Source organism: Blautia faecis (assembly GCF_020554845.1).
GTDB lineage: Bacteria > Bacillota > Clostridia > Lachnospirales > Lachnospiraceae > Blautia_A > Blautia_A faecis.
Genome location: NZ_JAJCIA010000054.1, coordinates 1 through 22,170 on the forward strand (window position 1 = coordinate 1; position 22,170 = coordinate 22,170).

General features: G+C 44.3%; 17 protein-coding genes. 2 read left to right on the top strand and 15 right to left on the bottom strand.

The window, feature by feature from the left end:
- The 3 genes from LIZ66_RS17180 to LIZ66_RS17190 form a co-directional block, all read right to left on the bottom strand.
- A partial coding sequence (locus LIZ66_RS17180; RefSeq protein ID WP_227201090.1) for a Spy0128 family protein occupies positions 1–2,938 on the bottom strand: 2,938 nt, incomplete at its 3' end.
- A 254-nt stretch (positions 2,939–3,192) separates the two neighbouring features.
- A complete protein-coding gene (locus LIZ66_RS17185; protein ID WP_195408901.1) occupies positions 3,193–4,398 on the bottom strand; it encodes an AfsR/SARP family transcriptional regulator in 1,206 nt (401 codons plus the stop codon).
- Positions 4,399–4,661: 263 nt separating this feature from the next.
- Positions 4,662–4,898 (bottom strand): purine biosynthesis protein PurH, encoded by a 237-nt coding sequence (locus tag LIZ66_RS17190; protein WP_173770309.1) that lies wholly within the window; start codon positions 4,896–4,898, stop codon positions 4,662–4,664.
- Between the two features lie 181 nt (positions 4,899–5,079).
- Here LIZ66_RS17190 and LIZ66_RS17195 point away from each other — a divergent pair, with 181 nt between their 5' ends.
- Both LIZ66_RS17195 and LIZ66_RS17200 read left to right on the top strand, forming a co-directional pair.
- Positions 5,080–6,165 carry a polysaccharide pyruvyl transferase family protein gene (locus tag LIZ66_RS17195; protein ID WP_227201091.1) on the top strand — a complete coding sequence of 362 codons (1,086 nt, stop codon included), beginning with the start codon at positions 5,080–5,082 and terminating at the stop codon, positions 6,163–6,165.
- A gap of 34 nt (positions 6,166–6,199) precedes the next feature.
- A complete protein-coding gene (locus LIZ66_RS17200; protein ID WP_118583966.1) occupies positions 6,200–7,441 on the top strand; it encodes a lipopolysaccharide biosynthesis protein in 1,242 nt (413 codons plus the stop codon).
- A 72-nt stretch (positions 7,442–7,513) separates the two neighbouring features.
- On the opposite strand, the gene LIZ66_RS17205 is transcribed toward LIZ66_RS17200, so the two are convergent.
- From LIZ66_RS17205 to LIZ66_RS17260, 12 genes are all read right to left on the bottom strand, one after another.
- A complete protein-coding gene (locus LIZ66_RS17205; RefSeq protein WP_227201092.1) occupies positions 7,514–8,878 on the bottom strand; it encodes a M20/M25/M40 family metallo-hydrolase in 1,365 nt (454 codons plus the stop codon).
- Positions 8,879–9,053: 175 nt separating this feature from the next.
- Positions 9,054–10,010 carry a tRNA dihydrouridine synthase DusB gene (dusB, locus tag LIZ66_RS17210; RefSeq protein WP_227201096.1) on the bottom strand — a complete coding sequence of 319 codons (957 nt, stop codon included), beginning with the start codon at positions 10,008–10,010 and terminating at the stop codon, positions 9,054–9,056.
- Positions 10,011–10,186: 176 nt separating this feature from the next.
- Positions 10,187–10,537: a DUF6145 family protein gene (locus LIZ66_RS17215; RefSeq protein ID WP_118583962.1), complete on the bottom strand. Its 351-nt coding sequence runs from the start codon at positions 10,535–10,537 to the stop codon at positions 10,187–10,189.
- Positions 10,538–10,666: 129 nt separating this feature from the next.
- Positions 10,667–11,503, bottom strand: coding sequence for a biotin--[acetyl-CoA-carboxylase] ligase (locus tag LIZ66_RS17220; RefSeq protein WP_227201093.1), 837 nt, complete (start codon positions 11,501–11,503; stop codon positions 10,667–10,669).
- Between the two features lie 138 nt (positions 11,504–11,641).
- On the bottom strand, positions 11,642–12,643 hold the full coding sequence (gene argF, locus LIZ66_RS17225) for an ornithine carbamoyltransferase (RefSeq protein ID WP_173717397.1): 1,002 nt from the start codon (positions 12,641–12,643) through the stop codon (positions 11,642–11,644).
- A 152-nt stretch (positions 12,644–12,795) separates the two neighbouring features.
- On the bottom strand, positions 12,796–13,740 hold the full coding sequence (locus tag LIZ66_RS17230; protein WP_173717396.1) for an SPFH domain-containing protein: 945 nt from the start codon (positions 13,738–13,740) through the stop codon (positions 12,796–12,798).
- A 1-nt stretch (position 13,741) separates the two neighbouring features.
- On the bottom strand, positions 13,742–14,176 hold the full coding sequence (locus LIZ66_RS17235) for an NfeD family protein (RefSeq protein ID WP_173717395.1): 435 nt from the start codon (positions 14,174–14,176) through the stop codon (positions 13,742–13,744).
- Positions 14,177–14,264: 88 nt separating this feature from the next.
- Positions 14,265–15,047, bottom strand: coding sequence for a TrmH family RNA methyltransferase (locus tag LIZ66_RS17240; protein ID WP_227201094.1), 783 nt, complete (start codon positions 15,045–15,047; stop codon positions 14,265–14,267).
- Positions 15,048–15,062: 15 nt separating this feature from the next.
- Entirely contained in the window at positions 15,063–15,719 is a 657-nt protein-coding gene (locus tag LIZ66_RS17245) for a potassium channel family protein (RefSeq protein WP_173717393.1), read from the bottom strand.
- Positions 15,720–15,794: 75 nt separating this feature from the next.
- On the bottom strand, positions 15,795–17,087 hold the full coding sequence (locus LIZ66_RS17250) for a TrkH family potassium uptake protein (protein WP_227201095.1): 1,293 nt from the start codon (positions 17,085–17,087) through the stop codon (positions 15,795–15,797).
- A gap of 297 nt (positions 17,088–17,384) precedes the next feature.
- Entirely contained in the window at positions 17,385–18,374 is a 990-nt protein-coding gene (gene pfkA, locus LIZ66_RS17255) for a 6-phosphofructokinase (RefSeq protein WP_118583954.1), read from the bottom strand.
- A 206-nt stretch (positions 18,375–18,580) separates the two neighbouring features.
- The gene (locus tag LIZ66_RS17260) at positions 18,581–22,081 is read right to left on the bottom strand and encodes a DNA polymerase III subunit alpha (protein WP_173717391.1); all 3,501 of its coding nucleotides are present in this window, start codon (positions 22,079–22,081) and stop codon (positions 18,581–18,583) included.
- Between the last annotated feature and the right edge of the window lie 89 nt (positions 22,082–22,170).

Below are 22,170 nucleotides of genomic sequence, written 5' to 3' on the forward strand. Positions count from 1 at the left end.
TCGTTCCGGTTGCCACTACGGTTCCGACTTCGTCTTTTACCTCGAATTTGAACTCCTTGTCCTTCAGCGTTCTTCCTTCCAGGCTCTTGGTTCCTTCCAGGTCAATTCCAGTCTCGGTGTCATAGCTGTTTGCAAATGCAAGTTTCTGGTCCTTGTCTGCCAGCTCCGCTTTCATCGTTCCGCTTGCCTGGTCATAGCTTACTTTTACCTTTACAGTATACTCTTTGTCATCATAAGTGATTCCGTCTCCGGCGTTTCCCTTTACCTCACTTACCTTATAACTGTAAGTCTTCTCAGATGCATAGCTTCCGTCCCCTTTCTTCAGGTCGGACAGTTTGTATCCGATCCTGCTGAATGCGATCTTTCCGGCTGCATCGTTCGTTCCGGTTGCCACTACGGTTCCGACTTCGTCTTTTACCTCGAATTTGAACTCTCCTGCCTTTAGATTTCTTCCGCTCAGGCTCTTGGTTCCTTCCAAGGTTATTTCCGTTTCCTTGTTTTCTTCACTATTTGTAAATTCAGCACCTATAGTACTAGTTATACCATCCTCCCTACTATAAGTTACTGTAGGTGTACTAAAGTCAGCTGGCACAGCTACAGTCACAGTCCATCTATGATTATCATATGTAATTCCTGCTGCCTGCTCTGAAGAATCTTCAACAACCTCATATCTATAAGTTCCTGCTGTCGTATATTTGATTTCTCCAAAATTCTTCACACCATCATTTTGAGCAACACTAATTGTTTTCTTTCCATTTACAGCACCTTCTGGCATTGGTGCATTGTTAATTGGAGTTAATACAAAGTTAAACTTCTTATCTGCTGCACCATTAGTAAATGTTTTCTTAACCTTAATGTTTGCAGATGTTTCATCTTCTTTTTTAATATTATTAAAGGTCGCAACTGTCGCTGTATCTCCAGTCTTAGTCCCTTTATGATAAGTAACTTTTGCATTCTTGCTAATAATTACTCCATTTGAAGGAGTTGCATTTACCACAACTTCTGCATAGTAAACAGTTGTATCAATAGTATAACCCGCAACAGTTCCCTCTTCTGTTATCTTATACCAATAAGTTCCAGCCTCTGTAATATTTCCAAATGTATCAAATGAAACGAGTCCACCATCTCCATTGGATTTTGTATCAACAAGCGTTTCATTTCCCTTGTCATCAATCTTATACAACTTAAATGTAAATTTTCCTGCTTCGTTACCGGATGGGGCTTTGCCATTTACAGTCTTCTTAGCTTTTATTGCATAAGAAGTCACAACAGGAATATCTCTTGAAAGACAATGCCATTCTGTACCGCCACTTGTTACAGAATCTGCAACAATCCAACCTGCACCTACAGCTTTATTTTCAAAAGAACCATTTGGTACTAATACTACACCATGTATTGTTTCAGAAATAACAGAACTTGCATTGTTTAAATTGAAGATAATATTTTCGCAAGCCTTTTCACCAATTCCACCATTTGCGTATCCACCAATATTACAATTCTTCCCATCGATATTAAGTTGATAAGTTTTCAATGTGGCTGTTTCGTCTGGTATGTTTAATACAATATTTTGATCTCCAGTAATTTTAAGATTTAAATTAGAATTTGCATATTCTCCTATCTCAAAATCAATATAATAAGTTCCAGCTGGAGAGGTTGTTAAATCAATCACACCATTTTCATCAGCAACAGATGAATATTTTAAACCTTTTGTATGAGCATCAGAAGCTAGTTTATTACTAGTCATTCTTGACTCATCAACCATACTTCTAACAATATTCTGAATTTCCTCTTGTCTATATGTTTCTGTATCAATTACTAAACCTTTACTCCATATATCATTTCCAAATCTGTTAGCAGCGTCTGGTGTTGTATAAAGGATTAAATCACCCTGACCACCTTCAGAGTTCTTAAAAATATACCAACCATAATCAACATATGCACCAATTAAAGTAGTTCCATTACCGCCATAATTTTTACTACTCTTCATATTTCCAGAACCATGCAAAGTACCTACTGCAAGGTTTGCTTCCAGATCTCCATTACAAGTAAAATCATTAGCCACAATACCAAAATGTAATGAATTTCCTAAAACGGATTTATAATCAACTGTAGGTCCTGGCTGAAATACCACTTTTTCGATATTTACGTTGAAATTATTATTATCTGTTGTTACTGCTATTTTATAATTTACATTACCTTGTTTAAATTTTGAATCATTGGTCAAATTACTATTTAAATTATAAGTATCCCTTATAAAATACAGTTTTAAATCATCTGCATTTTCATCTTTATCAACTTTTAACTCTACGTCTGTTGTGTTGCTATCGATTTGTTCAATAGTAGAAACCGCCTCAACTCCAGAAGAAGTGGTCTTTCCAAGCATCACATACTTATACTGATTTGTAAATGCTGCAAAGTCAAGATCTGCATCAGCTACTATCTGAACATTGCGAGAAATAAATTCTACCTTATTTATATTTACAGTCAAACCACTTGCAGTTTCACTTACAGAAATTTTAAATTTATTTTCACCCTGTTGAAAAGTATCGCCAGTAGTTTTATAGGCTCCCCACTGCCAGCTCTCTTTTCCTTGCACAAAATAAATTTTCTTCTCTGTACCTTCTGCAACATCATTCAGTACAACATTTTCTGTTGTACTTATTTTTTCAATTGATGATGTTGCCCCAATCCCTGGCCACTTGTCGGGAGTCTCCGTTCCAAGCATTATATATTTGTAATCATTCAAAAATTGTTCCACGTCAAGTTCTTCTGCAACATTGATTTGAACATTGCACTGACTGCTGCTTTCCGCGGCCGCACTCTTCTGCTTCACCCTTCCCACCGTCGCCGCAAACGTCGTCACAGATGAATCAGCCATGATCATCACAAGAGCGAGAAACAGTGCCAGAAATCTTCTTAAATACCCATTCTTTTTCATAATGTCTCATTCCTTTCTTTGGATATGTAGATTTATTTTAACCGAATCGGGAATTATTTTCGGTTGCATGATAGATAGTATATGATTTTTAAATATATTCTATCACTTTGCCTCTTTCTCCAACTCTTTCATTTTCCGAAAGAGTTGCAAAAACGAGCGATTTCCTATGGCATTTTTAGCATTTTTCAAGTCTTTTCCATAAATCAGGATCAAATGAGTTCATACTCATCACAAATCACATCGTAGACCATAATTTATCCCTCCATTTCACACATCTCTCCAATGGATGCCACATAGAAATCAACCTGAGTGAATTTCTTATCGCCAGAGAGCTTATTGAATTTTTTTGCAATTCGTTTGGAAACGATGGGGCAGTTCTCCTGGCTGATTTCGATCAGCATGACAATATACTGCCGGACATTGTATCTGGTGTAAAAATCACCTTTTCGTATGGATGACTGGATGGCCTGTCTGAGAAGTTCGGACTTTTCACGTTCCTTCTCCTCCGAAACATGATCCGCCTTATAGTCCAGTGTGCAAAGCATAACAAACACGGATAAACCAGAGCGCTCCACCATACGGCTGAATACATGATAGATGTCAACAAAGCTGGGAAACGGACAGAAATATGCTCCTACTGCAGCCTCCTTTTCCCGAAGTCTTTCCTTGATATCGCTAAGGGCACCTGCTGCCTGTGAAGTCCGTTCTCCCATCAGCTTGAAACGCTTTAACAATCTCTCCGAAGGGGCCACTCCCATTTCATCGAATAAAAGCTTTTCGGTGTTTTGGTAAACTTCAAGGCCTTCCTTATATCGTGACATTCCGATCAGGCTGTCGATTTCCCAGACCTGCCACTCGTCAAAGGGATAAATTTCGGCGGCTCTGTGCGCCACTTTATGCAGATCTTCATACCGTTCATGCCCCTTCAGCCAGCGGCACAGCTCCTCTGTAACACGGAAGTACTCATCTCTGCACCGAACATTCTCCACAGCGACCCATTGCTCCCCGATCATATCCGGGAGAAATTCACCTTTATAAATTTTCCAGGCCTGCATCCAGAGATGAAGCTTGTCCTCTTCCCGTTTCTCCTTTTTTTCTTTCTCTATCAGTTTCCGGAACTCATTTACATCAACCTGAACTTCAATATTTCCGTCCCAACGGCACATTCCGGACTGGATATTTATGTATTTGCTATCTGGAAGTCCAATATCCTTCAGCTGTTTACGAAGTCTGAAAATGGTGTTGTTCAGGCTTCCGTTCTTATTCTCCACCTCAACTCTTCCATAAAGGGCATCTATCATAGCAGCTTTGGAAATTCCGCCGTCTTCGGTATGAAACATAAGCAGCTGAAAAAGCTGTGTAGTCTTCGATGCTTTATTTCGATCCAGTACCAGTTCTTTTCCCTTATATTCCAACGAAAAGGTTCCAAGCATGCGAACCTTTAATACGTTTTTTTCCATATACTTTTCTCCATAACTAAAATAATTCTAGAACGTATTTATTGCAGACGTAATTAGCAATAGCCTTTTATTTCCTTATTAATTATAATACGACTTTTTTACATAATAACACCAGAATAAAAAAAGAACTATTAACATTTGGTTAAAAAAAGGCAGAAGTTTTCGTTACATGTACTGAAAACTTCTGCTCTTACTGCTTCTTTATTCTGTTACTTCGTACTGCCTCAATTCATATTTCAGTTTGGTGCCCTCTTTGATTTCTATTAGCAAAAGGACTCCGGGCACCGGCTTCTCACCGGCATGTCCTCGCCTTTTACGTATCTTGCGTTAAATTCCATATTGATCTGGCGAAGCTCTTTCTTCCCGTCAATGTATTCCTGATACATCTCAGCCAGTCCTGCCATACAGCCGTCGCAGTTCGCCTCAATATTTCCAAGGGATTCTGCAACAATCTTCTCCCGCTCCTCACGGGTAGTTTCTGCGATTAAATATCCCGCCATCTTTTCGCCTCCACTTTCTCAGGTAAATTTCATTATCTCTATTATAGCGTACTCCTTAACAATTTCAACTTTAACTTCCATAAACACTTTGGAATTAATTGATAAATCCACCTGCAAAAACTGTTTATTTTCTCGTTTATGTGTTATATTATATCTACCTTATATTAGCCAGGAGGACTTTATGCAGAAAAAACGAGTAGGTGTGATTACCTTCCATAACTACGACAATTACGGTGCCATCCTACAGAGCTACGCGCTTCAGAAAAAGCTGCAGGAAATCGGCACCCAGCCGGAAATTATTGATTACCGCTGCGACTATATCAGCAATCCTTTCCGCCTTGTAAACCTGAAAAAGAAAGGACTTTTTAACTATATTTACGGGACAATCGGCCATATCTGCTACATTCCCCGCCGTTTCAAATGCAACAGATTCCGCAGACACATGCGCTACAGCCAGCCTGTCACTCAGGGTAAAATGCAGCCGGTAGCTGGCAAATACGATATTTATATTGCTGGAAGCGACCAGATCTGGGATTACAAGCTTACCAATTTTGACACTACCTATTTCCTTGATTTTGTAAAAGAGGGGAAAAAGAAATGCAGCTATGCCGCAAGTATCGGTGAAAATCTTCCGCCGGAAGAATACCAGCAGAAATATAAAGAACTGCTTTCCGATTTTGATGAAATTCTGGTTCGTGAAGACTATGGGGCTGACATTGTAGAGAATCTCACAGAGAAGCGTCCTGAAGTGGTCTGCGATCCTACCCTTCTTCTCACTGCGGAAGAGTGGGATAAGCTTCTGGTTGAGCCAAAATATAAAGAAAAATACATTCTGGTTTACCAGCTGGGAATTAACAAAGAAATCGTAGACTTCGCCCGCCGTCTCCACAATAAGACCGGCTACCGTATTGTATACATTCCTTTCCCATTAGTTGGTCTTCTGAAATGTGACTGCAAGATCACAGTTGGTCCTGCAGAGTGGATGGGACTTTTCAAAAATGCAGAATATGTAGTTTCTGATTCTTTCCATGGTGTTGTTTTTGCCCTTATTTTTAACCGCAAATTCTTCGCCAAGGTAAACGGTCACCACATGAACCGCCGTGTTCAGCAGCTTCTTAATCTGGTGAAGCTTACTGACAGAACTATGGATGATGTTTCTTACGAAAAGCTTACTGAAGAAATTGATTTCACTTATGCAAATGAGCAGATTGCCCGCTTCCGTGAGCACTCTATGGAACAGCTGCGCCAGATAACATCTGAGGATTAAGCAGCGATTACCAATAAATGGAGATTTTTAGCAAATGAATAAAGAAAAAAATGTAAAAAAAGCCTTTTTATGGAATATGATCGGAAGTACCTGTTACTCAGGCTCCTCCTTTTTGTATCTCCTGGTGGTAACTCGTGTGTGTGGCGCACAGCTGGCAGGGTTTTATTCCTTAAGCTACGCTACTGCACAGCTGCTTCTGCAGGTGGGACGCTATGGTGTCCGCACCTATCAGGCCACGGATCTGGAGCACAAATATATTTTTTCCGAGTATAAGGTTTCCCGCATTATCACCTGTGCACTGATGATGCTGTTTGGAATTATTTACAGTTCCTTCAGCTTCAAAGGCGAATATATTATCATCAGCACTTTTATTATTATGATGAAGATGATTGATGCGGTGGAGGATGTTTTCCACGGAAATCTTCAGCAAAAGTACCATGTTGAGCAGATGGGAAAAATGCTGGCGGCGAGAAATCTGTATTCCGCAGTTTTTTTCACCGCTATGCTTATTATCACCAAGAACCTGTACTGCACCTGTGTTGCTACTTCTACAACCTCCCTTATTCTGTGTCTTATCATTAACTCACAGATGACCAGAAAATACGTTGGTCATGAAGAGGATGGACGCAAGCTTCAGATGTCTCATGTGTGGGAGTTACTTCGAACCTGTACCCCTATGTTTATCGGTACTTTTCTTTCCCTGCTGCTCTACAACATTCCAAAATACGCAATGGCTGGCGTTATGACAGATGAATATCAGACTTACTATAGCATTCTGTTTATGCCTTCTTTTGTGATTTCGCTGATGTGCGAGTTCGTGTTTAAGCCAACCATCACCACCATCGCAGAATTATGGTGGGAAAATAATGTAAAAAAGTTCACACTGTACATACTGCGGATCATTGGCATCATCCTTGTCTGCTGTGTGGCTGTTGTGGCCGGAGGGCATCTCATCGGTCGAACATTGCTGGAGATTATTTACGGTGTAGATCTTTCCCCATATAAGCTGCATTTCGTAGTTTTACTTATCGGCGGTGGAATCAGCGCGGAAGTCTACATGATCTACAATATCCTTATCGCTATCCGCTGGGGAAAATGCCTGCTTCCAGTTTATTCCATAACCGCAATTATTACCATCGCAGCTGCCCGGATCCTGGTGCAGCAGTGGGGAATTATGGGCGCAGCATTGAATTATGTACTGTCCTGCTCCATTTTGTTTGTGCTGTTTACTTTGATCCTGGTTTATGTAATTCTTCGAAAAAAACATCAGAACTAATTCAGTTAATACAACATCCCCCGGAAGGGAAATGTCCGTTTATTGGGACTATTCTTTCCAGGGGATGTTTTTTTATTTTCCTTTCGGATTTATGCGTGGAAGCTGATACTCTCGTATATTTTCATAGCCCGATAACGCCAACAGCAACAGCAAATCACGCTGTGGTCCTTTCCAGGATTCTGCAGGTTCGTACCATTCGTGGATGGTATGCTCTCCACCGCCTTTTCCTCCCCAGCCCACGGTGATGGCAGGGATTCCAAGACTGATGGGGATGTTGGCGTCTGTACTGGCGGCACCGATGTACAGGGTTTCCATACCTATGGCTTGATTTGCAGCATTTGCAGCCTGGACAATCTGGCAAGATTTGTCCTGGGTACCAGCTGGGCGCCTGCCTTTTTGTTCGAAGGTGACTGTGATGCGGTCATCTTCTGCTGAGTTTTCCCTTTCTCCATTATCAGCATTCACTGGCACTGCGTCAGCTGTATCTCCCACACTGCTTTTCGCCGTCATATTATTGTAGTCAAGGGTTCCTGTACTCTCAGAACTTAAAGTTCCATATCCCCAGCGGGCGTTTTCCTCATTCACGGCTTCTTCTATTGCCTGGTGGAGTTTTGCAGATAATTTCTCAAGTTCCCCTGCATCCACAGAGCGCATGTCCACCAGCATAGAGCACTCTGCCGCGATTACATTTACAGATGTGCCGCCGTTTACTACGCCTACACTGAAAGTAGTTTTCGGGTTCTTTGGTGTCTGGAAATCGCTGATTTTCGCAATCGCCCTTCCCATTGCGTGAATCGGGTTGGGAATTCCGAAGCCGGTGAAGCTGTGACCGCCGGTTCCGTGGAAAGTTACCAGATAGCGTTCGCTGCCTACTGCCTGGTAGATGATTCCGGAGGTGTTTTTATCATCAATGGAAACGAAACCATCGTAGTGCCCTTCTGTATTTGCCATATTCTTAAACGCATGCTTAATTCCCCTCAGGTCACCGAGTCCTTCTTCACACACATTCGCGCAGAACACAATATCTCCCTCGCCGCGAATTCCTGCAGCATTCATTGCTCTTGCAAGACTGAGAAGTTCTGCTACCGCCCTGGTATCGTCTCCGATTCCCGGACAGCTGTAGCGTTCGCCTTCTTTCTTCAAAGTAAGGTCTGTCTCTTTTGGGAAAACGGTGTCTGTATGTCCCGCAACCATGATTCGCGGTCCATTCCCAGTCCCTTTCCAGGTTCCCAGCACATTTCCCACCTCATCAATGTGCACATCTGAAAGGCCGGCATCCACCATCTTCTTTCGGACATATTCCGCTTTTTCCCCTTCTTCATAAGAAGGAGCCGGTATCTGACACATTTCCAGGTGCTCCTGCAAAGTTCTTTCATCATCTTCACGCAGAAATTTTAATGCTTCCTGCACACCGTTATATTTCAGTAATTTATCCATAATCGTTCCCTTTCAACTATAGAAAAGTCAGCAAGTTCCAGCCCTCCCAGCCCAAACCTCCTGACTCTCATACGTCTGATTATTATCTTTTTATCACCATACAGCGGTTTTCCACTCATCTGGTCAACACTACATTTGAAATGATTTTTTGCAGAATCAGATCCACTGAACATAATTATAATCTCTCCAGCAGCTTCTCCAAATCTGCATAACTCTCAATATTATTGGACTCCCTACGAAGCCCTGCACTGTGGGGCATTCCGGCTGTATACCATGCCACATGCTTACGCATCTCCCGAATACCGATAAACTCACCCTTCATCTCTATCTGCGCTCGCGCATGCTTCAGAATCATCGCTTTCACCTCGGCAAGAGACGGTCTGGCCAGCTCTTCCCCTGTTGCAAAATAGTGATTCATCTCCCGAAATATCCACGGATTTCCTTCCACAGCACGTCCGATCATCACAGCATCACACCCAGTCTGCCGGAAAAGTTTCTCCGCCTTTTTCGGCGAATCCACATCCCCATTTCCAATCACCGGAATGGAAACTGCTTCTTTAACCCTGGCAATGGTCTCCCAGTCTGCTATCCCGGAATAATACTGCTGCCGTGTCCGTCCATGAACTGCAATAGCTGCTGCCCCGGCATCCTCCACGCGCTTTGCAATCTCTACAATATCCACTGGCTCATTCTCAAAACCGATACGAACTTTCACTGTCAATGGCTTCTGAATGGCAGAAGAAACGCTTTTCACAATCTTCACGATCAGATCCGGATTTTTCAAAAGAGCTGAACCTTCACCGTTATTCACTACCTTCGGCACCGGGCATCCCATATTGATATCCAGAATGTCAAAAGGCTCTTCCTCAATTTCCTTCGCTACCTCCGCCATCAGCTCCGGCTCGCTTCCAAAGAGCTGCATGGAAATAGGATGCTCCACCGGGTCGATTTCCATCAGAGCCCTGGTATTTTTGTTCTTATAGGAAATAGCCTTAGCACTGATCATCTCCATGCAGAGAAGCCCAGCGCCCTGCTCCTTGCAAAGCCTGCGAAAAGCCAGGTCGGTAACGCCCGCCATTGGCGCCAGGACGAACCGGTTTGGAATCTCCACATTTCCGATTTTCCACTTCATCTCCTTTGGAAGCTCATATCTCAACTTAGAATCTAAATTACTACTCATATCACCTTAATTACTTTCATATTTGATGTATAACTATTCAATCCTTTCAACAATTACTCGCTTCGTGAACTCAAATGTCACATCTGATGAGCTGCTATTTTCCTTGTTTACCAGTTTATCCACACAGCTTACTCTTCTGTCTTCTCTTTATCCACATCTTCCCCAAGGAAGAACACGCGATAATACATTTCCAGAGATTCCAGAAGCTCCTCTTTCTCTACACGCAGCTTTTTAATCTTCAGTGCACCGCCAATATCATCATAAAATCCATCAGCTTCCGTAGCCTCAGTTTTAAACTGCAGATTTCCATGATCATCAAACTCCAATGTGAAAATTCCGCCAATCTCTTCTGTGAAAAGAACGCACATGATCTGCAGTTCTTTCTTCACATGATCTGGCAGAGAATCAAAGTCTTTATTAAAATAATATTTCTGTTCATAGGCGCTTGCGCCGCAAAGCACTACATTCTCCTGATACAATTAAGTCCCACCTTTCTGTTTTCATCTGTGTCAACAACATTTTCGCAAGTGATATGCCCCATTCACTGTAGGATTATCGCAATCAGTGGGGAATATCATTTGCGAAAATGTGCCTAAATAACACAACCCTTATACATAGCTATACAACCCGCGAACCGAAACCTCACCGGCGCTGACAGCTACGATCGTTCCATCGGTTTTCTCTACCAACAGCTCTCCGCCATCTGTAATCCCTCTGGCCACGCCCTCATACGGCTCTTTCGCCAGCACACGCACCGGCTGATTGTAATTAGCAAGAATACTTTCATATTCCTCTTTCAGCCCACTGAGGTCACAGGTCGCTGCAAATTTCTCATAGTATTCCTCAAAAGCTTCCATCACAAGCCCAGGAATCTGGCTTCTGTCAAATTCCCTGCCGCTCTCCAGATAAAGGGATGTAGCCTTGTCTGCCATCTCCTCCGGAAACTCTCTGATATTTACATTAATTCCCACTCCGATGACTGCATAGTCAATTTTTCCATCGCGGACTCCCATTTCGGTAAGGATTCCGCATATTTTTTTGTGGGAAACCACCACGTCATTGGGCCATTTGATACTTACATCAAAACCAAACTTCTTCACAGCCTTTGCAACTGCCATTCCCATCACAAGAGTAAGCATAGGAGCATACTGAGGCTCAAATTTCGGTCTAAGAAGAATGCTCATCATAACAGAAGTTCCCTCCGGCACTTCCCAGGAACGGCCAAGGCGGCCTCTTCCAGCCGACTGAAACTCTGCCAGTGCAAGAGTTCCCTCTGGTGCGCCTTCTTTCGCCAGACGCTTGATCCACAAATTGGTAGAATCTGTTTTTCTTGCAAAATGGACGGTTTTGCCCGCCCATTTTGTATGTATCTGATCTGCAATTGTGGTTTCGTTATAGATACTGCCTGTGACAATTTCTTCGTATGATTCTTTTTCGGAAATCATTTCAGATACCCTTTCTATAACTCCCAATCGTCCAGATTCTTTGAATGAATGATACATCTTATCTAGAGGATAAAAAGTAGTACATAAGAACGTAGGAACAATCGGAATTCATTAATTCATTGTTATCTGGAAGCCGAATTATTTATTCTCTGGCTCACCCAGTGTAGCAACCATAACCGCTTTAATGGTATGCATACGGTTCTCAGCCTCATCAAATACCTTAGAAGCCGGAGACTCGAATACTTCGTCTGTTACCTCCATGTCAGTCAGATTGAAGCGCTCACCCATTTCCTTTCCAATCTTTGTCTTAAGATCATGGAATGCCGGCAGACAGTGAAGGAAAATTGCTTTCTCCCCTGCATTCTTCATAACTGCAGAGGTTACCTTGTATGGTGTCAGATCATGGATTCTCTCTTCCCATACTGCATCCGGCTCACCCATGGATACCCATACATCTGTGTAAATAACGTCTGCGTCCTTCGTTCCAGCCTCTACATCCTCTGTAAGAGTGATGGTTGCGCCGGACTCTGCTGCGTACTCTTTGCACTGAGCAACCAGCTCCTCATTCGGGAAATATTTCTTACTTGTGCAGGCTACGAAATGCATACCAAGCTTGGAGCAGGCTACCATCAGGGAGTTACCCATGTTGTAACGGGCATCGCCCATGTATACCAGCTTGATTCCTTTCAGATATCCGAAATGCTCACGGATGGTAAGCATATCTGCTAACATCTGTGTTGGATGATATTCGTTTGTAAGACCGTTCCAAACCGGAACTCCTGCATATTTTGCAAGATCTTCTACAATTTCCTGACCAAATCCACGGTACTCAATACCATCATACATTCTTCCAAGAACTCTTGCAGTATCTGCAATGCTCTCTTTCTTGCCGATCTGAGAGCCAGTTGGATCCAGATAGGTGCTTCCCATTCCAAGATCATGGGCTGCCACCTCGAAGGAACAACGTGTTCTGGTGCTGGTTTTCTCAAAGATCAGGGCAATATTTTTGCCTTTGTAATACTCGGTAAGCTCACCGGCTTTTTTCTTTGCCTTTAACTCAGCGGATAAATCAAGAAGATACAGAATTTCCTCTGGTGTAAAGTCTTTCAGTGTCAAAAAATTTCTGCCTTTTAAGTTCATAATAATCCTCCTCTGGTGTCAGGTATAGTACCTGGCACCATTTTTCTTTCTGTCATGCTTTACAGTAAACTGTCGTACAAGTCTTTGAATTTTTCACTTTTCAGACTGACCATAGCCGGCTTTCATCTCATTAATTTCTTGTTTCAAGAATGTTACTCTTCTTTTTTATCCTTCTCATCCACAACAACTTCCTTCAAAGAAGCTGCCAGTCCTGCCAGGTTCTGGATCTCTGACGGGATAATGATCTTGGTAGATTTGCCGTCTGCCACTTTCGCAAGAGCTTCGAAGCTCTTCAGGGTAAGAACTGCATTGTCAGCACCTGCTTCCTTGATCATACGAAGACCTTCTGCATTCGCCTTCTGAACCTTCAGAACTGCCTCTGCCTGACCTTCTGCCTCTTTGATCATGCGCTCTTTCTGCGCTTCCGCGCGAAGGATAGCAGCCTGTTTCTCAGCTTCGGCATCAAGAATTGCAGATTCTTTTTTACCCTCTGCAACAAGGATGGTGGATTTCTTCTCACCTTCTGCGATCAGGATTGCCTCACGTCTCTCACGCTCTGCTTTCATCTGTTTCTCCATGGCTTCCTGAATAGCAGCCGGAGGAATGATATTTTTAAGCTCTACACGGTTTACCTTGATTCCCCATGGATCAGTTGCCACGTCAAGGGAAGCACGCATCTTGGTATTGATCACCTCACGGGAGGTCAAGGTTTCATCCAGTTCCATATCACCGATAATGTTACGCAATGTAGTCGCGGAAAGATTCTCGATAGCCATGATCGGATTCTCAACGCCGTATGCGTACAGCTTCGGATCTGTGATCTGGAAAAATACAACAGTATCAATCTGCATGGTTACGTTATCTTTTGTGATAACTGGCTGTGGTGGGAAATCTACAACCTGCTCTTTCAGATTGACTTTTCTTGCCACACGCTCTACAAATGGAAGTTTGAAGTGTACGCCGGTTCCCCATGTTGCCTGGTAAGCGCCTAAACGCTCAAGTACGATCGCATATGCCTGGGGTACGATGCGGATGCAGGATGCCAGGATCCACAGCACCAGAATGATGACGATCAGCAAAAATAAGATACTTCCCATATTACGCCTCCTTTGGCTCCACGATCAATTTAACGCCGTGGACTGCTTTTATGATTACTACAGTGTCAACCGGAATTGTTACGCTGTCATCGGATGTCCGGGCCATCCATTCAATGTCATTGATGCGAACCTGGCCTGTCTGGGCCAGATTATTGATCTTCTGGATCACGACAGCCTTTTTTCCAAGAAGACCTTCCACATTTGTTTTCTCTGTGTCTTTTCTCATAAGCTTCAGAGCTGCCGGTCTTGTAAAAAACAGCAGCACCAGTGAAACACAGAAAAACAGAAGAAGCTGCGGCACGATTCCCATTCCAATGCCGGCTGCAATAGCGGCAGCAAGTGCGCCTCCTGCAAACCAGATCGTAGTAAGTGCCGTGGTAAGCCCTTCAATAACCAGAAGCACAGCCAGGACTCCCAGCCAGATAATTGGTTCCATAAGACTCCCCCTTTCAGATAAGCGATTGTCAAAATCTGCCATACGTCATCAGATATACTTCAGCAGACAGATTCCAGATCAGCTAACCCTACCGTCTCTGCCTTGCAGCCTCATACATCAAAATTCCTGCAGCCATAGCTGCATTCAAGGACTCCACCTTGCCGCACATGGGGATCCGGATGAGACAATCAGCAGCTTCTGCTGCCTCTTCCGTCAACCCGTTTCCTTCATTTCCAATAAGAAATGCTGTGCCGCCCTGATAATCCTCCTGATCATAGGAATTTTTTCCTTTCAGGTGGGCTGCAAAGGTACGGATACCTTTTTGCTCCAGTTCTGCTTTTAATGATACCACATCCTCCACATATAGGAAAGGCATTCTGTAAACAGATCCCATAGTTGATCGGATGACCTTTGGATTGGTAATGTCTACGCAGGTTTTCGTAAGAAAAACACCGGAAACACCAGCACCCTCACCTGTTCGGAAAATAGTCCCTGCATTTCCCGGATCCTGAAGATCCTCAAGAACCATTACCAAAGGAGCATCTCCTTTTAAAATATCTTCCACAGTCCACGCCGGTTTCTTCAGAACTGTAAGAATTCCCTGTGGAGTCCTGGTATCACACATCTGGCGGAAAACATTATCTGCCACAATTTCTCTTTTTTCTTCCGGAAGCTCCATGACCTGCTTCATCAGGAACTCATCTGCTGTCAGGGATTCTGTCACATAAACCCTGGAAATCCAGTCCTTTGGAGCTTCCCCGAACATTTTCCGGCCCTCAGCCACAAACAACCCCTGTTCCCTGCGGGCCTTGGCCTTCTGGTTTAACTGTATGATATTTTTTACCTGTGTATTATTTGCACTGGTTATCATAAATTATCCTCCCTGTTACAGCGGCTTTCGGAATTTATTCAAATCCTCGTTCTTTCCTACTGCAACCAGAATACAACCCGCTTCCAGCTTCTCCGCAGGATTCAGGTTTACATTTACAGAATCTCCATGCTTCACTGCAACCAGATTTATATGATGCTGCTCACGGAGCCTGATCTCTGAAAGACTTTTTCCCACCCATTCATTCGGGATCCGGAATTCTGCCATACTGAACTCCGTAGAAAGCTCAAACACATCCTCAAATCCACTGGCTGTAAAATTACGGGCAACGCGGATGCCCATGGAACGCTCCGGATATATTACCTGATCAGCACCAATTTTCTCCAGGATCCGGCCATGAAGGGAATTCATTGCCTTCGCCAGAACAAGCGGGACGCCCAGATCCTTCACCTGCATGGTGGCAGTAATACTGGCTTCCATATTTTCTGCAACCGCAATAATCGCAACGTCTACATTCTGTACGCCCAGAGATTTCAGAATTCCAGGCTCGCGCACATCTGCACGAACTGCATAAGTGACAGTATCTGCAATTTCCTGAATATTTTCATCTTTATCATCAATTGCCAAAACATCATAATCTGCATTCGCAAGCTCTTTTGCCAGGGTCATTCCAAACTGCCCCAATCCAATGACTGCAAAGGATTTTCCGCTCATTCTAATCTCCTTTAAAATCTGCTATGAAAGCAACGGACTTTCATGCGGGATAATGTCGTCCACAGACGCCATTTTCTATCCTATCATAATATTCTCTTCTGCCAGATGTACATCTTTCGTTCGCTTCTGCGCACGGGATACAACCGCCGCGCCCAGTGTCAGCGGACCGATTCTTCCAAGATACATGGTAAAAATAACGATCCATTTGGCCGGTGTATTCAGGACCGCGGTCAGTCCTCTGGAAAGACCTACGGTTCCAATTGCAGAAGTAAGCTCATACAGCACATCCACAAAGGGTGCATCCGGCATAATTGCAAAAATCCCCAGCACGGAAATAAGCAGCACACTAACCGCCATTCCCACAACTACCTGCGCAGAACGGATATAACTGCTGCGAATCTTTCTCCCATAAACCTCTACATCCTTTTTTCCCCGAAGGTTGGCAATAATACTCAGCACAAGCACTGCAAGTGTAGTCGTCTTCACTCCGCCGGCAGTCCCCATAGGAGAACCTCCAACCAGCATAAGAAACAGACAGATTATTACGCTTCCGCTGGTCAGTGCCCCCTGATCAATTGTAAAAAATCCTGCAGTTCTTGTGGTCACAGACTGAAATGCCGCTGCCATCAGCTTCTGTCCAAAGGACAGACTTCCCAGTGTGGCCGGGTTCTTATACTCAAACAGCAAAATACAGATCGTCCCACCAAGGAGCAAAATCCCGGTTGTAGTCAAAACCAGCTTGCTCTGCAGGCGAAGGGTCCGGAATAATCTTCTAGGAGAAAGCTTCTTCTGAAAAACCAGCTTTATTCTTTTTCCAAGATCCCACCATACATTAAAGCCAAGTCCAGAAGCAATAATCAATCCCATAGTTGTCACATTCACCAGAGGATTGGTTACATAGTCTGCCAGACTGTTCTCTCCCAAGAGATCGATCCCTGCGTTACAAAAGGCTGAAACTGCTGTAAAAACAGCCTGCCCCAGACCTTTCACCAGTCCAAGCTCTGGTACAAAGCAGAACGCATAGCCGACAGCTCCGATTCCTTCCGCTGCAAATACGCAGAGAACCACTTTTCTCACCACTGTTACCAGGCCGGACATCTGCTCCAGATTATAGGATTCCTGGATCATTCTGCGGTTCTTCAGACTGATCTTCTTATTCAGGGAAATAAAAATAATGCTGGCAAGAGCGATCAGACCAATTCCGCCAATCTGGATCAGCAAAAGGATCACCAGCTTGCCGATCAGGCTCCAGTGAGTGGCTGTGGTCACAGTCACAAGGCCGGTTACACATACGCAGGTGGTGGCTGTAAACATAGCGTCGGAGAACGAAGTGGTCTGGCCTGCTGCCGTACAGAAAGGCAGCCACAAAATTAATCCTCCTACAAAAATTACCCCCGCAAAGCTGAGGGTAATGATCTGTGCTGTATTCAGTTTATGCAATTTATATTGCAGGTTTTGAATGAACATAAGCTTCCTTTATGTCACTGCCCCTCAGCATCTTTCGCAAAATACTCTGCTGTAGAATGTTAGGAACAATGACTCTTTTATAATTACGGTTCACCTGCCGCCGACACATAGCTCTAAGGATTTCTGCAAAATGTGTATCACAGACTGTAAAACCCAATCGGAGATATGCCCTGAGACAAGTGAACCGTATTATCACTGTTATTTCCTATAATTATGAGAAAGGGACTCACAAACCTCCCACATATATGGAGTTACACTCTTCTCCATTGCAAGAGCTTCATTGATATCGAAATCAACGAAATCACCATGACGATATCCAACAACACGGCTCTTCTTGCCTTCCAGAAGAAGGTCTACTGCCATAGCACCCATCATGGATGCATATACACGGTCCTTACATGTTGGGCTTCCACCACGCTGCATGTGACCAAGGATCGTAGCACGTGTCTCGATTCCTGTAGCGGCCTCGATACGGGTTGCCATAGCCTGTGAATGACCGATACCCTCTGCATTGATGATGATGTGGTGTTTCTTACCCATCTTACGGCTCTCAATAATGTTATTGATCAGCTTCTGCTCATCATAGTCATACTTCTCAGGGATCAGAACATCCTCTGCTCCGTTGGCAATACCGCACCACAGTGCAAGCCAGCCGGCTCCACGTCCCATAACCTCGATGATACTGCATCTCTCATGGGAAGTAGAGGTATCACGAACCTTATCGATTGCTTCCATAGCAGTATTTACGGCGGTATCAAAACCGATGGTATACTCTGTACATGCAATGTCAAGGTCGATGGTTCCTGGAATTCCGATTGTGTTGATTCCAAGGTTTGCAAGCTTCTGTGCTCCGGCGAATGAACCGTCTCCACCGATTACAACAAGTCCGTCAATACCGTGTTTGCGGCAGATCTCTGCACCACGCTGCTGTCCTTCCGCTGTACGGAACTCAGCACATCTTGCAGTGTAAAGAATTGTACCACCACGCTCGATGGTGTCGGATACATCTCTTGCTGTCATATCGATGATCTCTTCGTTTAAAAGGCCGTTATAGCCCTTCTGGATACCTTTTACTTTAAGTCCGCTGGAAAGTCCACGTCTTACAACTGCACGGATTGCAGCGTTCATTCCAGGAGCGTCACCGCCGCTGGTAAGGACACCAATGGTCTTAACTTTGTTTTCTGCCATAATAATCTCCTCCATCTTATGAATCGTCGGGAGCTGTGTCTCCATTTTCAGTGGAAACGCCCTCGTTTTTCTATACACATATTCAGCATTAGTTTATAGCATTTTCAAAGGTTTTTCAAGACTCTTTCCTTAAGTAATTGCCGAAATTACACTCTGTTTTCCGTGATTTTACCATAATTTTCCATATACCTGTCTGATTCTTCACTTTAAAGCGTTTTCAGAGCTCTTTCTACAACCCGGATATTGCCTTCACCATATTTTTTACTCATCTGTGCAAGCCATTCATCCTGCAGATTTACATGGTATGCAGCAGACAGTTTTTTCATTGCTTTTACATCTTTCAGATAAATAACGACAGTGTCTGTACCCTGAGAATTCCGTAGATCCTCCAGAAGCCCTTTTTCTTTCTGGCTGTAATCGTCCTTACTTTCAAACTGGATCCAGAGTTCTCTCGGAATATCGGAGAAAGGCCGTACCTTTTCCAGGATCAGTTTGCTGGCCTTGTCATCCTCGGCAGATACCCGTCCCTGGATGAATACCCTGGCGTCCTCATTGATCATATTCTGCCATTTCTCGTAATCTCTTGGGAAAACCATGACTTCCACAGTTCCAACCAGATCCTCCACGGTAAGGAACGCCATCACTTTGTTTGTTTTGGTATACTTCACGTTTTTCTCTGTGATCATTCCTCCGATGATGACTTTCTGATTGTCCCGTACTTTTGACTCATCCGGTTCACCGCCTTCACGGTCGTCTTCATCTGACGGCTGGAAATCAATAGTTCTTGCGGAAATCATTTTCTCCATCATATTACGGTAGCGATCCAGAGGATGACCGCTCAGGTATATGCCAAGGACTTCTTTTTCGTAGGACAGAACCGTCTCTTTGTCATATTCTTCCAGATTCGGCATACGGATCTCAAATTCTTTTTTTTCATCTTCGCTGGCAATGTCGAATAAGCTGAGCTGCCCTGCCATAGACTGCTTCTTGTTTCGGGAAATGTCATCTACGATCTGACCAAAAACGACCATCTTCTGATGACGGTTTCCTTCCAGACAATCCAGAGCACCGGCCTTGATAAAGTTCTCAATGGCACGCTTGTTCACAGCTTCCATATTCCGCTCAATAAAGTTCTTCACGGAAAGGTACTCGCCATGTTCTTTTCTCTCTGCAACAATAGCCTCGATGACCGGACGGCCTACGCTCTTGATTGCGGAAAGTGCATAGAGGATCGAGCCTCCTGATACAGAAAAACCATACTCGCCTTTGTTGATGTCCGGCGGCAAGATCGGAATATTCATCTGGCGGCAGACCTGAATATACTCGGCAACCTTGGTAGGCTTGTCGATTACGGAGGTCATCAGCGCAGCCATATATTCTACCGGATAATAGTATTTCAGAAAGGCAGTCTGATACGTAACATAGGCGTATGCAGCCGCATGGGATTTGTTAAATGCATACTGTGCAAAATCGATCATTTCGTCATAAATCTTATTTGCGATTTTCTCGTCAATTCCATTCTTAATACATCCAGGAACACCTTCTGCTTCATTTCCATAGACAAAAGCCTGGCGTTCTTTTTCCATAACGTTAAGTTTCTTCTTGGACATGGCCCGGCGGAGAAGATCGCTTCGTCCCAGGGTAAATCCGGCAAGGCTCTGTACGATCTGCATAACCTGCTCCTGGTACACGATACAACCGTGAGTCGCCTTCAGGATTGGCTCCAACTGAGGACAATCATAGTGGATGGTGTCTGGACGGTTCTTGCCGCGGATATACTGGGGAATAAAGTCCATCGGTCCCGGACGATACAGGGAAATTCCGGCGATCACATCCTCCAGGCTATGAGGCTTCAGTTCTTTCATAAAGCCCTTCATTCCGCCACTCTCCAGCTGGAACACACCGTCTGTACGTCCGGTTCCAAGAGAATCCAGCACTTTCTGGTCATTATAATCTATCTTTTGCATATCAAGGGATATGCCGTAATTTTTCTTTACATTTTTTACTGCGTTGTTGATTACAGTCAGGGTTCGAAGGCCAAGGAAATCCATTTTCAAAAGTCCCAGCTCCTCAAGAGTTGTCATGACAAACTGGGTGACAATGGTTCCGTCCTGCGCGCGGGAAAGGGGCACATACTCGGAGACGTCTTTCTGGCTGATTACAACTCCGGCAGCGTGCATGGAGGTATGTCTTGGAAGACCTTCCAGACGTTTGGCCATGTCAATCAGATGATGCACATCCGGCTGCTCGTCGTATGCTTTTTTCAGTTCCGGGTTTACTTCCATGGCTTTGTCGATTGTGACAAGCTTCACATTCGGTATTTTGGCAGGAACCATTTTCGCAATGGAGTCTACCTGGGCATATGGCATATCGAGGACACGGCCTACATCACGGATAACACCGCGGGCTGCCAAAGTACCGAATGTAACAATCTGAACCACACAGTCTTTGCCGTATTTCCGTACAACATAGTCGATTACTTCCTGTCTTCGCTCAAATCCGAAATCCACGTCAATATCAGGCATGGATACTCGCTCCGGATTCAGGAAACGTTCAAACAGAAGGTCATATTTGATTGGATCAAGTAAGGTGATTCCAAGGGTATATGCAACAATACTTCCGGCTGCGGAGCCTCGTCCGGGACCTACTTCAATGCCATTACTGCGGGCATAATGGATGAAATCCCACACAATGAGGAAGTAGTCAACATAGCCCATATTTTTGATAGTGTTCAGCTCGTATTCCAGTCGCTCCCGTAGCTCTGGGGTAACCGGATCGTACAGGCGCTCCAGCCCTTCGAAGCAGAGCTTATTCAGGTATTCCCAGGAGGTGTAGCCCTCGGGAACGTCAAATCTTGGCAGCTTGGTAACTCCGAATTCAATTTCTACGTGGCAGCGCTCTGCTATTTTATGTGTGTTCTCCAAGGCTTCCAGTGCATATGGGAAAAGTGCCGCCATTTCCTGCTCGGATTTCACGTAGTACTGACCGCCTTCGTAGCGCATACGGTCTGTATCGGACAGCTTCTTCCCTGTCTGGAGACACAGAAGAATGTCGTGAGGATCAGCATCTTCTTTGTAGGTGTAATGAATATCGTTAGTGGCTACCAGGTCAATTCCAGTCTCCTGGTGCATGCGCAGAAGCTGCTGGTTTACATTCTGCTGTTCCGGAATTCCATGATCCTGAAGCTCTAGGAAAAAATTGCCTTCGCCGAAAATTTCCTGATAGCGGAGGGCCGCCTTCTTAGCGTCCGGGTACATTCCTCTGTTAAGGAACCGGGCTACTTCACCGGCCAGGCAGGCGCTCAGCGCGATGAGACCTTCGTGATATTCCCGGAGAAGCTCCAGGTCTACTCGTGGTTTATAGTAAAAGCCTTCTTTAAAGCTTTTGGATACAATTTTCATAAGGTTCTGGTAGCCCTGGTTGTTCTCGGCAAGAAGTACCAGATGGTAGTAACGGTCGTCGCCACTGCCGATCTCGCGGTCGAAGCGGGAACCAGGGGCTACATAGACTTCGCAGCCAAGGATCGGATTGATTCCGGCTGCTTTCGCTGCCCGGTAAAAATCGATGACGCCGTACATGACCCCATGGTCTGTGATGGCCGCGCTGTCCATCCCAAGCTCCTTTACACGGGCAACGTATTCTTTTATTTTATTGGAACCGTCCAGCAGGGAGTATTCGGTGTGGACGTGGAGGTGGGTAAAAGCCATTGTGTGTCTCCTTCTTCGCAAATTTGCTATTTAGTGTGTTGGTCGTTATCCCGGACGCGATTTCACAATGTATATTCACCGCCGCGCGT